The sequence below is a fragment of the Tenacibaculum profundicola genome (assembly GCF_057220795.1).
This window is the reverse complement of sequence record NZ_CM170137.1, coordinates 3944095-3958513: the sequence shown is the minus strand read 5'-3', so window position 1 is coordinate 3958513 and position 14419 is coordinate 3944095. Positions and strand designations below refer to the sequence as shown.

Sequence of the window (14419 nt, the reverse complement as noted above, 5' to 3'; positions counted from 1 at the left end):
ATTCCACAGTATTGCGCAGTCTTTTTGCGCAGTTGAAATTATTTAGACTTTTTCTTACTTTTTTCGCTTTTCTTTTTTGATACTGCCTTCTTTTTAGGCAATTTTCTTTTAATACGCTTCTCTTCTTCATCTAGGTTGTACATAAAGTCATTATTGTATACGTGCAAACGAGCTTTAGCAATATTTTTTAATGCCTTTTTATATTTCTTTTTTTGTTCGTATAAAATTGCTTTTTTTAAATATAATAAGGCTTTATCAGCTCCTTTTAAACCCAAGCCAAAATCAATTAGTTTTTCTGCTTGAATATAGTCTTCGTTCCATAGTAATACATTAATGTAATTTGGATAGATAGTAAAAGCATGGATGTTTTCTGCTAAGGCTTCTTCGTAGTATCCTTTTGCTTTTTCATAATCGCATAATTGTTCAGCATAAATACGTCCCATTAAACCCAAGGCTATTGTGTTCTTTTCATCATAGGCTAAAGCATAGGTCAATGCTTCTATCGCTTCTTCTAAATCATACGGATAAGCATCTAATGCTTTGAATATGTAATTGTTTGCTAATGTTCCCATTTTATTTTAATTGTTTCCGTAAGTCGTTTTTTAAGTGACTCCGTTTTGTTTTATACTTTTTATTTTTCTTTTCAAGTTTAAAGTCTGTTCCAGTGAACAGTTGTACTGGATGCCCTCTCTCTAAATTCAAATGATTTTTCCATCCTTGTTTCATTGTGTTTTGTAATTCCACTAAATTAAAACTTGCTACTTGCTCTTTCAGTCGTTTAACGGCAATCTTCTTGTTTTGATGCTGTGATCGACTTTCTGAAACTAACACCTGAACACTAGTGGGTATATGTTTAGCTCGTATTGCTGAGCTTACTTTATTCACATGCTGCCCACCTGGCCCTGAGCTTCTAATGGCTTGAAACTCGATGTCTTTTTCATAGATGACTAGCTCATTACTCAAAGGCAATTCAAAACAACCGATAAACCAGTTTTTTCGTTTATGGTATTTTCTAAATGTTGATTTTCCAATCCATTGGATAGTGCCTAACCAATTCTTTAAAAACAAGGATACATTTTTTCCTTTCAGTTGAATGGTGACAGATTCAATAGTACCATTTTCAATACCATTTTCTTTGTGAATTATCGTATAATCTATCTTTTCTTCAACACTTTTATGAATGAATTTATTGAGTACTTTTGCTACTACCCAAGCACATTCTGCAGGACCACGACCTGCGGTAAATTGAATTATTTTTGTTTCCATTTATTTTTTATTCCTATCATTACAAGTAAAACGAAACACTGTTTTCTCTGTGGTATATAATACCCATTTAACTCTAATGACGTATCATTAAATTAAATTGTTACTACTTCTTCCTTTCATTGCGTTTCATTCATCATAATGACAACTACTATTTTATCAATTGTACTCGATACAATTTTTATTTGTTTCTCTTTAAAAATCCACGCTGAACATATTTTGCGTTAAGGATTGAAACGACATCCTTTTTTGGCTCTTCTAAAAGAGGGGCATTACCACTATTTACAAAAAAGTAACCTTCGCAATGACCGCCAAAAAAGATATAGTGTAAAGCCTGACCCTTTGGGGAACGCCCAAGAAATACTATCTATCCATTCTTACAATTTTCGGAGTAAATGTTCCGACAACCTCCACCAGTTCTTGTTGATTACCCATCACTTTCTTAATGTTTTTATACGCCATTGGAGCTTCATCTACTCCACCGCCAATAAGATGTACTCCATTCATGTTTAATTGATGTTTAATATCACTTTTCGTAAACTTTTCTTTACATTTTCTACGTGAATGTTTTCTTCCTGCCCCGTGAGAAGCCGACTGTAAACTTTCATTATTCCCTAATCCTCTAACAATATATCCTGCGGCTGTCATAGAACCAGGAATAATTCCTAGTTCACCTTTACTGGCTGGTGTTGCACCTTTTCTATGGACAATTCGCTCTATACCATTTACCTGTTCTTTCCAAGCAAAATTGTGATGATTTTCAATTTTTGTAATCGCTTTTACTCCTAATAACTTTCCAATTCGTTTATGAATATTATCGTGACACGCCTTTGCATAATCACCCGCTAAATTCATTGCTAACCAATATTCTTGTCCGTCATGCGTATTCAAATCTAACCATGCTAAATGTTGAACATTTTTTGGCAACGGACATTGCTTGGTTGCTAAATAGGTATAGTGTTTGGCAATATTTGCCCCTAATCCGCGACTTCCGCTATGTGTTAATAAACCAATATACTCACCAATAGGTAGCTTAAATTCATTGTTTTCATCAGTTATGTTTACAATTCCGAATTCTACAAAGTGATTGCCACCCCCTGAGGTTCCTAATTGATTATATGCTTTCATTTTTAAGCGTTTTAACAATGGAATATCTTGAAACTCGCTACGTTCAAATATTTCATGATCTTGCTTTTTAGCATGTGTTTCATACATTCCGAATTTGGTATGCTCAGACAGTATATTTACCATTTGATGTTGTTTACCTTTCATATAAGATACTTTCATTGGAAATATACTAAGGGCCATTCTACAGCCAATATCTAATCCTACTCCATACGGAATTACGGCATTCTCTGTGGCTAAAACACCCCCTATGGGCAAACCATACCCTGAATGTGCATCTGGCATTAATGCGCCTTGCACTGCTATTGGTAATTTTAAAGCATCATACAATTGATATTTTGCTAAATCATCAATTTCATTTTCTCCATAAATACAAAACGGAGCTCTGGTATTACGCAATTGATGCATTTTAACTTCTACAGGTTTTACCAAACCTTCTGCAACTTTCCCCCAAATCGCATTTCCTTTGTATTTCTCAGGATGAAGCAATACGTCTTTTGCTTCTTCTAAAATGCGTTCTTTATTTTCTCTTTTCCTATATCGGTTAATTTGCCCTAAGGCGATGTTTATGCTATTGTTTTTGGGAAATCCTACATTGATTAGGTCTTTTCCCTTTAATTTTTTTCCCATATTATTTAAATTTAGTCAGTACGTTTTTTAATACCATTAACAAATTAGAAATGGTATGGCTGTAATTTTCGCATACAGCACAAGACTTAAAGTATATAACTTTATTGATAGCTCCAGAAATTGAAAACTAAACGGGAATGAATAGCATAAAAAAATCCGAAACTTTTTGGCTTCGGACTTTTCATATATAAGATCGTTATTTTTCTATGTATGAAGTAAGTCTCGAAGCATGTGTACATAAGAACCTGGTTCTATTCCTGTACTTATGTTTACTTGGTATTTGAACATGTTACTTCGGTTTAAAATGGTTTTGTTGCATAATTGCGGTGCAAACTTAGAATGTATTTTTGAATTACACAAATAAAATTTACATTTATTTAATTGACTATCAATATTTTAATTTAGAAATAAGCAATAGTAAACCTGTCCACTTTTTGTAGATGTATTAATTAACTCATACTTTGTTATGTACATTTTGCACTACACGATTCAAAGTGGGTTTCAGGTTTTATTTTTTTTATAAAAAAAAGCGTCCAAAAATTAATTTTTGGACGCTTTTACTTTTTATACTGTGAATTTCTACCTAAAAAACAACTCACGAAGTCGCTTACTTGCGTCCTGATATGTGAATTTCAGTATTGTCATAGGTTTAAATTTTGTTTTATTCTTGTATTTATAAAATATAATTGAGCGTTTTAGCTCATTGTAATCTTGTTCTTATTAGGAATGCCTATGGCATTGTAAGTATTTCTACTACTATTCCATACACATTTTTAGTCCATCCGTTAATTCTATCATGATTATTACCAATCAATAGCCCTCTTTTATCGTTTTTACCTTTTACAAGGTGTGTAAAGCAGTTTCCACGAACTTTACAATATACAATATCTCCAACTTTACATGCTGACCAATGTATTGGTTTTAGCTTTACTGGTTGTTTAGATTTTAAAAGAGGTAACATAGAATTACCTGGTTCTTTAGAAATAATGGTTTCTCCATTAGTCAATTTTTGAATTTTCCAATTCATATTACTATATTTTATAAATTATGTAACGCATTATTGTGTTACATATCTTATAAATTGATAGAAGAACCTGTCAATGAACTACTGCAAAGATGCATGAAATTTCACTAAACTTCCAAATTTTGATGATAAAACTTAGTTCTTATCGCAACTAATAACTTGTTTACCTCCTGTAAATTGGGTTGTTCTTGTAAATCGGAAGTTTCATAAACAACGTCTAAATTGGTTTTTATTTCTTCTGCTTTACGCACTAAAGTATCATATTCATGTTCAGCCTTTTTTATTGAAAGTAAAAACTCCCTGTCTTTTCGCTCAACATTTATGGTTCTTGTTTCACCTATTTCTTTTGCCATTAACAATAATCGAAAAGTATGCATCATATTTTTTGTATCGTAATTTTTATCATGTGATATATTGTTTTGATAACGTTCATCATTTCGTTTAGCTACCCAATTCCAATATTCTTTATACTTTTTGCAGTAAGATGAATATCCCTCTGCATTAAAATATAATAAGCCTATCGGTTTTTCTTCTTTAGGAATAGAACTCATGCATACTTCATTAGCATTTGATCTTGCTATTCCTTGATAAGCTAACGTTTCGTTATAAAACAAGTTATAACAGTTTTTCATTTTTGGAATTTTAGCCAATCCGCATTGGGTTTTGTCTATTGACTTTTTTGCTAAAAACGATGTTAAACTAATAGACTCTTTATCTATTCGAACAATACAAAAGTCTTCCACTGTTTTACGCTCTTTATCAACCGGGTTTACAATTTTTTTATTTAAACCTCTAGCCTTTTTTATTTGCGTAAATGCATAATTGGCAAAAGTATTTTTACATAATTTAGATAAAAAAATCTCTTTTGTCACCTCATCAAATAAGGAATGCTTATACAAAACACAATCTTCAGGAACATTCAACAACTCTAATATATTCGGATTGTTCTTTACACATAATTCAATAAATTTACGCAATTCGTAATACACAATATCATTAGTTTCATTGTTAATTTGACCTATATAATCCAATGAATAGAATTGCTCTTTAGGTAAAATAAACACCCCTCTGATATCGGTATCTGAAGTAGGTGTTTGTAAGCCATAAGCTCGACTACCACTAATACATTCAAAAATAATATGATCTGATTTTTTTAATGCTTCTAGTGTCATTTTTAAATATGTTTTAAGAAAAAGGTATTAAATTCTTCTTGATTTGCTTTGTTATTCTCTAATTCGTGCTTCAAATCGTTATTTTCTTCAATAATATATTTTACGAGCTGAATTAATTGACCACTTACTTCTTCTGTACTTTTTTCAATTTGCTTACTCTTTACTTGAATCAAATCATTAATTATATCATAATACTCAACATCAATTAACGGATACAATTCTTTAAAATATACAGGCGGTATCGTTTTCTTTTTAAGAATCCAATTTGCACACATCGCGGTACGAATTGTATAAAAAAAACTCTTAAGGGTCATTTCTTTAGTTCCCAAAGTTTCTTCAAACCCCTTGTTCATAGAATGAAAATGGTGAAATCCTGCAATAGGATTGAAGTTGTCATTCGCTAAGGTTTTCATTCCGTTTAAAAACTCTTTATCTGCTCTGTATATTTTAGGTGAGAATAACCAACCTGTGAAAGATGCATTTGACTTAGCTAATAGTCGTAAAGCCTTTCTGATATCCCAACCTGAACCGTCTAAATCATCTTGCGTCATAAATTCAATAGTATCTTTAGTTTCCCATAGATTTAGATACCAATCTCTTTTATGCTTGTATACAAAACGTATGTCATAATCGGAGTCTGGAGATGCAAAGCCCCAAGCTCTGCTCCCCGATTCCACGGCGAATAAGATATCGATATCTTTTTCACGCTCTAGGTTTAATAAGTATTCCAAAATTTTTCTTTTCATTATTTTTAATTTTAATATTCCCACCAAAGTGTTTTTCTATAGAGTGGAAACTCTATTTTATAGTTTTCAACTTGTTTTATTAAAACAGTTTTACATTTTATTATGTATTATTATCTTAAAAACCCTCTGTGCTCCCAACTATTACTTTTCCAATAAATTTTAACTGATTTTGTGCGTGTTTCTCTTACTAGATTTTGTGAAACTATAATACTTCTTGTTTGTGTATCATTTCATTTTATATTAAGTTTTTTGTTTGTTTTTAATGTATCCCTGAAGTATTTTTAATGAGTTAATCACTTTACTACATAAACTTTTATGTTGTTGTATTGGAATATGACTAGATTTTATAACTTGACTTCTATCTTCCTCTTTTTCAATTATACAATTTAAAAACCCATACCAATCTTCATTTTCTTTATAAAAATTAAATTTTGATATAACTTTTTCTGAATATATTTTAGCTTTAGTTATTACTTCTTCTTCTGTTAGATTATAATAATGGTAACTATCTGAAAGCATTCCTTCATTCAACATATAAAAATTATATAATAAATCGTATTGATAGTCCGTTTTGACATTTAGCTTAGAAATCAATTCAATTAATTGTAAAACAACTATATTGTTTTCATTTTTTAATATATTCTTTGAAGTCGAGTATATCTCTAAACAAAGTAGCTCATCATCAGAACAATTATCTTCCAATAAATCAACGATTTCCTTACTATAACCAGCTGATTTATAATCGACATTCACTAAGTCAAACAAAAGTGAATCACTTTTGAAGTCAGTCTTTTCAACCAATGCATATAGATATTTCTCAAAAGTAGCCACGTCAATTCCGTCTGTTAAAACTTGATATGCTTTTTGTTTTAGTTCTTGGTTCATTTTTAGTAGTTTCTACACGATTTACTTTCTAACTTAGGGTTATGTTTTCTACACATTACTTCTTGTTCATGTTTGAGAATACTATTTTCTTTATATATCGCTTCAATAGAACACGATAAAGGTATTATTTCATAATTTTCATTAATGGTTCTATACTTCTGTTTAATAAAAATATTTACACTTGAAATATCTGCTTCAGATAAACCTGAATTCTCTATTTTACTTGTCAATTTTTTGCTGTAATCATTAATTAAAACACTAAAACCAAAACTTTCTGGTTTTAGTGTTTTTTCTAATAAGTTTATTCTTACTTCTAAACAATTATTATCTATCATTAAAGCGTATAACCTACCAATACCCCAGTATCCATCAACATCATTGTTTCTACTAATAAAGGAATTTAACAATCCTGAAATTATGTTTTTAAATTGCCTTTTCATTTTAATTTTTTATTCCTTCTTTTATTCTTCCAAGGCGCATTCTTTTGCCAGTCACCTGCCATGATACACCCATACGGTAGTACCTCATCAATAACTTCTCCTAAATCAAACTCTTCCATTTGCCTTCTTACCGTTGCTGCATTTTTATAAGCAGAAGGCAGCTCAGTAATATCAATTTCATTAGAAAAAAAACGTATATCTAAGCCTTGAGTTTCTTCAACAAAAATTTCTTCAGTAGTTCCTGTTTTACGCTTTCTATGTTGAGTTCTACTTATATTTCTTCCTGCTCCATGTGGGGCAAACCCTAAATTGGTTTCCGTTGTTTTTCCTTCAACGATCAATACAGGTTCGCTCATGTTTAATGGAATTAAACGAGGGCCCGTAATATCAGGCATAAACTTCGGATCTAATGGAGTAGCTCCTTTCGCATGGTAAAATAAATCGCCGTCTTTAAATACAAAATTATGTTCATTCCAAAACCTATTTTCTTTTTCAACACCTAATTTTTCTAAGGTAGCATCATGTAAAACTTCATGATTCTTTTTGGTCCATTTTCTAATAATTTGTAAGGCTTCCCAATAGGCTTGTCCTTCTTCCGTATCAAACGGAATCCAAGCATTCTGTTTTAAGGTTTGTGGTGATAATTCTTTTCTAAAACGCTCCGCAACATACATGCCTCTAGTATATAAATTGGCGCCAAAACCTCTGCTTCCATGATGTGTAACCAACATGGTATTTCCGGTTTTTTTCGAAGTTCCTACAAACAAAAAATGATTTCCATCTCCTTGTGTTCCTAAATGTGATCGTGCTGATGCTATTGCTTTTTGATTGTTCAAATAGGGATTTGCTTCTATTTCTGACAGTAAATCCATCGGAAATCGAAATTGCGTATTCCTATCTCTTCCTCCTGGTCCAAAATGTGTAATGCTATGTGCCGCATCTAATACGTCTTTCGGATTGGCTTTTCCAAAATCAGTTAGCATTACCGAGCAGCAAATATCGGCACTATGCATACCTGGATGAATGGCATTTTTAGCCACTACTACGCCACCTACAGGGATAATTCCTACTGGTCCTGTAGGACAAGCATCTGGCATAATCGCGCCATTTACTAAGGTTGGTGTTTTCATTAACACTTCCATAGTTTCAATTACGGTATTCACATTGGTTTCTTCTAATTCATTTTCAGCTTTAATATTAATACTAAAATTGGCTGGATTCTCTGCTAAAGGAATTTCAGGTGCTGGTCTGAATGATTCTAAATATTCCAATACTTCTTGCTTGGTCAATTCTCTTGAATTTACATATTCAATAGCTTCTGGAAACCATTTTCCTGATTTGAAACCCATTTCGATTAGCATTTTCCCGTTGATTTTCATTTTCTTTAATTTTTAAATTGTTATACTTTTCTTTTTCTACATTTCCCCACATAAACGACGCCTTTTTCTTAATCACACTGCAAATATTTCATGCTATTGCGCAATGTTTTTGCGTAATAGAAAATATTTCCTCATTTTTATACAAAAAGATTATGGCTGCAAATAAAAACGCATTAATACGCTATAAAACTATTGATCAATGTTTACGAAATACCATGCGAAAATGGACATTAGGTGACTTAATAGATGCCTGTTCTGATGCTTTGTATGAATATGAGGACAAAGATATCTATGTTAGTAAAAGAACGGTACAGTTGGATATTCAAATGATGCGTAGTGATAAATTAGGATATAATGCTCCCATCGAAGTGTATGAGCGTAAATATTATCGGTATGCCGAAGAAGGTTATTCTATTATGAATATTCCTGTTACCGAAAATGACGTAAAAATAATGAATGATGCTATTCAAGTGTTGCGTCAGTTTAAAGATTTTTCACTGTTTAAAGAAATGGATGGGGTTTTACAGCGTTTAGAAGATTCAGTGTATTCTTCTCAAAAAAATAAACGTGCTATTATTCATTTGGATAAAAACGAGCGGTTAAAAGGATTGCATTTTATTGATCAATTATACGCTGCCATTCAACAAAAAAAAGTGCTCGACATTACCTATAAATCATTCAAGGCTCGGCAAGAGAGTCATTTTCTGGTGCATCCTCAACTACTAAAAGAATTCAATAACAGATGGTTCTTAATCGTTTATCATAAAAACGATTACATGAACTTGGCTTTGGATAGAATTATTGATATTGTAGTAAAAGAGGATGTAATTTATCTTGATAAAGATGTAGATGGTGATGAATATTTTAAAAATGTTATTGGGGTTACCGTGTCTAATTCTCGCCCCAAAAGAGTGGAGTTTTGGATCGAAAAACGTTTAGCTCCCTATGTTATTACGAAGCCTTTTCATCATACACAGCGTTTGATAAGAGAAACTGAAGACGGTGTTATTTTTAATGTTTTGGTGCAAATAAATTTTGAATTAGAACGTGTTTTGTTGGGTTATGGTGAATCTATTGAAGTATTAAAGCCTGAAAAACTAAGAATGCAGATGCATAAAAAGTTATCGGTTGCATATTCAAGATATTGTCGTACCGATTCTTAGGTAACGTACACAATCATTTCCTTCCAGTCATGCTTGTTTATATACCATCAATGGGAATAGAGAAAAGTCAGTATTAAAAATACTCTCACCTATAGATGCATTGGCATTTACCATAAACAATTATGGTCGGTGAATTAACATCAGAATTCATATTACAAATGGTTAATTCCAGAAACTGTTGAATGACAAACTTAAATTTATAATCCAGTTTAGCAAGACAGACTGTGGTTCTTTTTTAATATTATCAACTGTACAACTGTTAATTAGAGCTACTTACTCATACTCCCCTCTCATGAGGACACGATCGGTAGCCGTTACTTTGGTATTCGCTAGGGATCAAAGGCTCGTAAACCACCTTAGAAATAATATTAATTCAAAAAAAAGACTGTCTAAAAAGACAGCCTATACTTTATTTAATATTTTGGTATGGTCTATGCATATTCAAAAACACCATGTTCACTTTTGATAGTAAGCTTTTTAGTTTCCGAAGCCTCTACTTTTCCAATAATTTGAGCATCTACATGATATGATTTAGAAATTGCTATAATGTCTTCTGCCACTTCTGGCGACACATACAACTCCATTCTGTGACCACAATTAAACACCTGGTACATTTCCTTCCAATCCGTTTTTGATTGTTCTTGTATCAGTTTAAACAATGGTGGTACAGCAAACATATCATCTTTTACAATATGGTTTTTATCGATAAAGTGCAACACTTTAGTTTGTGCGCCTCCTGAGCAATGTACCATTCCATGTATAGTGTCTGATTGGTACTTTGATAAAATTTCCTTTATAATTGGCGCATAGGTTCGGGTTGGTGATAGCACCAGTTTACCAGCATCGATAGATACATTTTCAACACGGTCGGTTAACTTTGTATTTCCAGAATACACTAATTCTGATGGTACCGAAGCATCAAAACTCTCCGGGTATTTTTCTGCTAAATATTTAGCAAATACATCATGACGCGCAGAGGTCAACCCGTTACTACCCATTCCGCCATTGTATTCTTTTTCATAAGTAGCTTGTCCGAAAGAAGCCAAACCAACAATCACATCTCCTGCCTGTATATTGGCATTGTCAATAACATCTTTTCGTTTCATTCTGGCAGTTACGGTAGAATCTACTATAATGGTACGAACTAAATCACCTACATCAGCTGTTTCTCCACCAGTAGCATGAATGGTAACTCCAAATTCTTTTAATTCTTTAATTAATTCTTCTGTTCCATTAATGATATTGGAAATTACTTCCCCCGGAATCACATTTTTATTACGTCCAATTGTAGAAGACAACATGATATTATCGGTGGCTCCAACACATAGAAGATCGTCAATATTCATAATTAACGCATCTTGTGCTATTCCTTTCCAAACAGAAGCATCGCCTGTTTCCTTCCAATACATATAGGCTAAAGAACTTTTTGTTCCAGCACCATCGGCATGCATGATTAAGCAATAGTCTTCATCCTGGGTTAAATAATCTGGTACTATTTTACAAAATGCTTTTGGAAATAAGCCTTTATCAATGTTTTTAATAGCATTGTGTACATCTTCTTTAGATGCCGAAACTCCACGTTGCTCGTATCTTTTAGAAACTTCTTGACTCATGTAGTGTGTTGTTGTTTTATTGGTTGCGAAATTACTTTAAAAACAGGAAACTATCAAAGCAATTAGAATTTTAATATTTCACGGTCCTTACTCCAAAAATATTCATGAGATTCAAATAATAACTGGTAGAAGGTTATCATTACACCTCTACATGGTTTCTTTTCAGTTTTCGTGTAAAATCTTTGTAAAACATATACTTGAATCAACATCTTTATATGGCTCGTAATTCGAAATAACAGTGTACTTGTTTTTTCTATAAAGGTGAATGGCAGGGCGCATTGTTGTACTTGTTTCTAAGACAATATGATTAAACCCTAGTTCTTTAGCCCATTTTTCGAGTTCTTTTAGTATGTGTGTGGCTATATTGTTTCCTCTATATTCAGGTGTCACATACATACGTTTTATTTCTACGGTGTCTTCTGAAACGATTTTTAAAGCGCCGCAGCCTATGGGAGCTGTACCAGCATAGCATACAATTACATAGGGTAGTTTTTCTACTTTGTTAAATTGCCTAAAAAAAGCATCATCGTCGCCATTAACTCCAGAAAGGTAGGCATCGAGGTTTTTCACCAAACTAACAAAATTCTCATCAAGTGCATTGGTTCTTAAAAGTTGTATTTGGGTTGCCATCACCTGATAAATAACAATTCTCTATACTTGGTTAATGGCCATAAATTATCATCTACAAGGAGCTCTAATTTATCAGCATGGTAACGTATTTCCTCAAAATAAGGTTTTACTTTATAACAGTAGGCATCTGCGTTTTTTTGCCCGATTTGCGTATTGGCTTTTTTACGTTCTTCGGTCATTTCTTCAATTTTCGAATTGATTTCCGCAATATGATTCGATATTTTTTTGATCAAATCTATTTGTTCTTTTGCGTAAGCTTCGTAATGCTCTTCAAAAATTTCTTTGAGCCCTTTCACATTTTTAATCAACGTGTTTTGATATTGTATAGCCGTCGGTATCACATGATTTCTAGCAATATCTGCCAATACTCTACTTTCAATTTGAATACGTTTTACATACTCTTCCAGTTCTATTTCATGGCGCGCCTCTACTTCTACCCTGTTCATTACTTTCATTTCTTCAAAAAGAGAAACATTCTTTGCTGCTATTTTTGCTTTTAAGGCTTCAGGCGTTACTTTATTATTGCTCAAACCTCGCTTTTTGGCTTCTTTTTCCCAAGATTCACCATAGCCATCTCCTTCAAAACGTATTTTTTTAGATGCTTTAATGTATTCACGTAATACGTTAAACACCGCCTCATCTTTCTTTAGTTTTTTAGTTTCAACGAGTTTATCTACCTCGTTTTTAAAGTCTTTTAATTGCTTTGCTATAATCGTATTCAAAACCGTCATAGGACCTGCACAATTAGACCATGAGCCAACTGCTCTTAATTCAAATTTATTTCCGGTAAAAGCAAAAGGAGAGGTTCTATTTCTATCGGTGTTATCTAACAAGATTTCAGGAATTTTCCCAACTATATTGAGTTTTAAATCTGTTTTTTCTTGTGGTGATAGCTTTCCTTTTGTTACATTTTCTAGCTCATCAAGTACCTGCGAAAGTTGCGATCCAATAAATACCGATATAATTGCTGGAGGTGCTTCATTAGCCCCTAATCTATGATCATTACTAGCACTTGCTATAGAAGCTCTTACGAGTTCTTCGTAATCATGAACGGCTTTAATTGTGTTCACAAAAAATGTTAGGAATTGTAAATTTTTCGTAGGTGTTTTTCCAGGGCTTAAAAGGTTAACACCGGTATTGGTAGCTAGGCTCCAATTGTTGTGTTTTCCTGAACCATTAATTCCCTCAAAAGGTTTCTCATGAAATAATACCTTAAAGTGATGACGTTGCGATACCTTCTCCATAACATCCATCAATAAAGAATTGTGATCTACTGCTAGATTAGCTTCTTCAAAAATAGGTGCCAGTTCAAATTGATTGGGTGCTACTTCGTTGTGTCTGGTTTTTACAGGAATCCCCAATAACATACACTCTTGCTCTAAATCACGCATAAAGTTCATTACTCTTGATGGAATAGTTCCAAAATAATGATCATCGAGTTGTTGGCCTTTAGCCGATGAATGGCCTAAGAGGGTTCTTCCCGTCATCATGATATCGGGCCGAGTGGCTGCCAAGGCTTTGTCTATTAAAAAATATTCTTGCTCCCAACCTAAGGTTGCGTTCACCTTGGTTACGTTTTTATCAAAATACTTACATACAGCAGTAGCTGCCTCATCAACAGCCTGTAACGCTCTTAGCAATGGTGCTTTATTATCTAAAGCTTCTCCTGTGTAAGCTACAAATACCGTAGGAATACATAAAGTGGTACCATAAATAAAAGCAGGTGATGTTGGATCCCAAGCTGTATACCCTCTGGCTTCAAAGGTATTTCTAATGCCTCCATGAGGAAATGAAGAAGCATCCGGTTCTTGCTGTACTAACTGCCCTCCGTCAAATCGTTCCATAGCTCCACCACCGTCAATGGTTTCAAAAAAAGCATCGTGCTTCTCCGCGGTCGCTCCTGTTAAAGGTTGAAACCAGTGCGTATAATGAGTAGCTCCTTTAGAAAGTGCCCAATCTTTCATGCTTGTTGCAATTTGATCCGCCACTTTTCTGTCTATTTTAACACCAAATTCAATAGCATCCATCACACTTACATAGGCCTCTTTTGTCATATACTGACGCATTGTTTGCCCATTAAATACATTTTGTGCGAAAAGCTCTGAACGCCTTTTCTTTTCTTCTATAGCAATTGAACTTCTATTAAGTGCTTCCTGCAAAGCATTAAAACGAATAGCCGACATAATAATAGATTTATTTCTGAGTTCAAAAATAACAATTAAAAACAAACACCCCCTAAAAAAACACCCTTAAAACACGTTTTAACTATTTTTTTAAAAATTTACCCCTTAAAAATTTGGGGGTCATTAAAAAAATAGTGATTTTTGTACCAGATAACAACACAATACG

Annotated in this window: 13 protein-coding genes; 1 reads left to right on the top strand and 12 read right to left on the bottom strand. The window is 33.0% G+C overall.

Features of this window, described 5'->3' with window-relative positions; genetic code table 11:
- Positions 1-38: 38 nt before the first annotated feature.
- The 9 genes from AC2TDS_RS16180 to AC2TDS_RS16140 all read right to left on the bottom strand — a co-directional run bounded on the left by AC2TDS_RS16180 (position 39) and on the right by AC2TDS_RS16140 (position 8664).
- A complete protein-coding gene (locus AC2TDS_RS16180; RefSeq protein WP_484736618.1) occupies positions 39-572 on the bottom strand; it encodes a tetratricopeptide repeat protein in 534 nt (177 codons plus the stop codon).
- 1 nt (position 573) lies between these two features.
- Entirely contained in the window at positions 574-1266 is a 693-nt protein-coding gene (prfH, locus tag AC2TDS_RS16175) for a peptide chain release factor H (RefSeq protein ID WP_484736617.1), read from the bottom strand.
- Positions 1267-1626: 360 nt separating this feature from the next.
- Positions 1627-3018: an RtcB family protein gene (locus AC2TDS_RS16170; RefSeq protein ID WP_484736616.1), complete on the bottom strand. Its 1392-nt coding sequence runs from the start codon at positions 3016-3018 to the stop codon at positions 1627-1629.
- 730 nt (positions 3019-3748) lie between these two features.
- Complete coding sequence (locus AC2TDS_RS16165) at positions 3749-4045, bottom strand: hypothetical protein (protein WP_484736615.1); 297 nt, start codon at positions 4043-4045, stop codon at positions 3749-3751.
- Positions 4046-4149: 104 nt separating this feature from the next.
- The gene (locus AC2TDS_RS16160) at positions 4150-5214 is read right to left on the bottom strand and encodes a nucleotidyltransferase domain-containing protein (RefSeq protein ID WP_484736614.1); all 1065 of its coding nucleotides are present in this window, start codon (positions 5212-5214) and stop codon (positions 4150-4152) included.
- Positions 5215-5216: 2 nt separating this feature from the next.
- Complete coding sequence (locus AC2TDS_RS16155) at positions 5217-5960, bottom strand: nucleotidyltransferase domain-containing protein (protein ID WP_484736613.1); 744 nt, start codon at positions 5958-5960, stop codon at positions 5217-5219.
- A gap of 240 nt (positions 5961-6200) precedes the next feature.
- Complete coding sequence (locus AC2TDS_RS16150) at positions 6201-6845, bottom strand: hypothetical protein (protein WP_484736612.1); 645 nt, start codon at positions 6843-6845, stop codon at positions 6201-6203.
- A gap of 2 nt (positions 6846-6847) precedes the next feature.
- Positions 6848-7285: a hypothetical protein gene (locus tag AC2TDS_RS16145; protein WP_484736611.1), complete on the bottom strand. Its 438-nt coding sequence runs from the start codon at positions 7283-7285 to the stop codon at positions 6848-6850.
- The gene (locus tag AC2TDS_RS16140; RefSeq protein WP_484736610.1) at positions 7282-8664 is read right to left on the bottom strand and encodes an RtcB family protein; all 1383 of its coding nucleotides are present in this window, start codon (positions 8662-8664) and stop codon (positions 7282-7284) included. The genes AC2TDS_RS16145 and AC2TDS_RS16140 overlap by 4 nt, the downstream gene beginning before the upstream one ends.
- Before the next feature lie 152 nt (positions 8665-8816).
- On the opposite strand from AC2TDS_RS16140, the gene AC2TDS_RS16135 reads away from it, so the two are divergent.
- The gene (locus AC2TDS_RS16135; protein ID WP_484736609.1) at positions 8817-9827 is read left to right on the top strand and encodes a helix-turn-helix transcriptional regulator; all 1011 of its coding nucleotides are present in this window, start codon (positions 8817-8819) and stop codon (positions 9825-9827) included.
- A 431-nt stretch (positions 9828-10258) separates the two neighbouring features.
- Here AC2TDS_RS16135 and AC2TDS_RS16130 read toward each other — a convergent pair whose 3' ends face one another.
- The 3 genes from AC2TDS_RS16130 to AC2TDS_RS16120 form a co-directional block, all read right to left on the bottom strand.
- Positions 10259-11440 (bottom strand): AIR synthase related protein, encoded by a 1182-nt coding sequence (locus AC2TDS_RS16130; protein WP_484736608.1) that lies wholly within the window; start codon positions 11438-11440, stop codon positions 10259-10261.
- Positions 11441-11602: 162 nt separating this feature from the next.
- The gene (locus AC2TDS_RS16125) at positions 11603-12070 is read right to left on the bottom strand and encodes a GNAT family N-acetyltransferase (protein WP_484736607.1); all 468 of its coding nucleotides are present in this window, start codon (positions 12068-12070) and stop codon (positions 11603-11605) included.
- Entirely contained in the window at positions 12070-14253 is a 2184-nt protein-coding gene (locus AC2TDS_RS16120; protein WP_484736606.1) for a glutamine synthetase III family protein, read from the bottom strand. Before AC2TDS_RS16120 ends, AC2TDS_RS16125 begins: the two co-directional genes overlap by 1 nt.
- Positions 14254-14419: the final 166 nt, after the last annotated feature.

Coding starts and splice junctions, on each gene's coding strand:
- AC2TDS_RS16180 (WP_484736618.1), bottom strand. CDS start 572: ATGGGAACATTAGCAAACAATTACATATTCAAAGCATTAGATGCTTAT.
- AC2TDS_RS16125 (WP_484736607.1), bottom strand. CDS start 12,070: ATGGCAACCCAAATACAACTTTTAAGAACCAATGCACTTGATGAGAAT.
- AC2TDS_RS16135 (WP_484736609.1), top strand. CDS start 8,817: ATGGCTGCAAATAAAAACGCATTAATACGCTATAAAACTATTGATCAA.
- AC2TDS_RS16120 (WP_484736606.1), bottom strand. CDS start 14,253: ATGTCGGCTATTCGTTTTAATGCTTTGCAGGAAGCACTTAATAGAAGT.
- AC2TDS_RS16145 (WP_484736611.1), bottom strand. CDS start 7,285: ATGAAAAGGCAATTTAAAAACATAATTTCAGGATTGTTAAATTCCTTT.
- AC2TDS_RS16165 (WP_484736615.1), bottom strand. CDS start 4,045: ATGAATTGGAAAATTCAAAAATTGACTAATGGAGAAACCATTATTTCT.
- AC2TDS_RS16155 (WP_484736613.1), bottom strand. CDS start 5,960: ATGAAAAGAAAAATTTTGGAATACTTATTAAACCTAGAGCGTGAAAAA.
- AC2TDS_RS16130 (WP_484736608.1), bottom strand. CDS start 11,440: ATGAGTCAAGAAGTTTCTAAAAGATACGAGCAACGTGGAGTTTCGGCA.
- AC2TDS_RS16150 (WP_484736612.1), bottom strand. CDS start 6,845: ATGAACCAAGAACTAAAACAAAAAGCATATCAAGTTTTAACAGACGGA.
- AC2TDS_RS16170 (WP_484736616.1), bottom strand. CDS start 3,018: ATGGGAAAAAAATTAAAGGGAAAAGACCTAATCAATGTAGGATTTCCC.
- AC2TDS_RS16140 (WP_484736610.1), bottom strand. CDS start 8,664: ATGAAAATCAACGGGAAAATGCTAATCGAAATGGGTTTCAAATCAGGA.
- prfH (WP_484736617.1), bottom strand. CDS start 1,266: ATGGAAACAAAAATAATTCAATTTACCGCAGGTCGTGGTCCTGCAGAA.
- AC2TDS_RS16160 (WP_484736614.1), bottom strand. CDS start 5,214: ATGACACTAGAAGCATTAAAAAAATCAGATCATATTATTTTTGAATGT.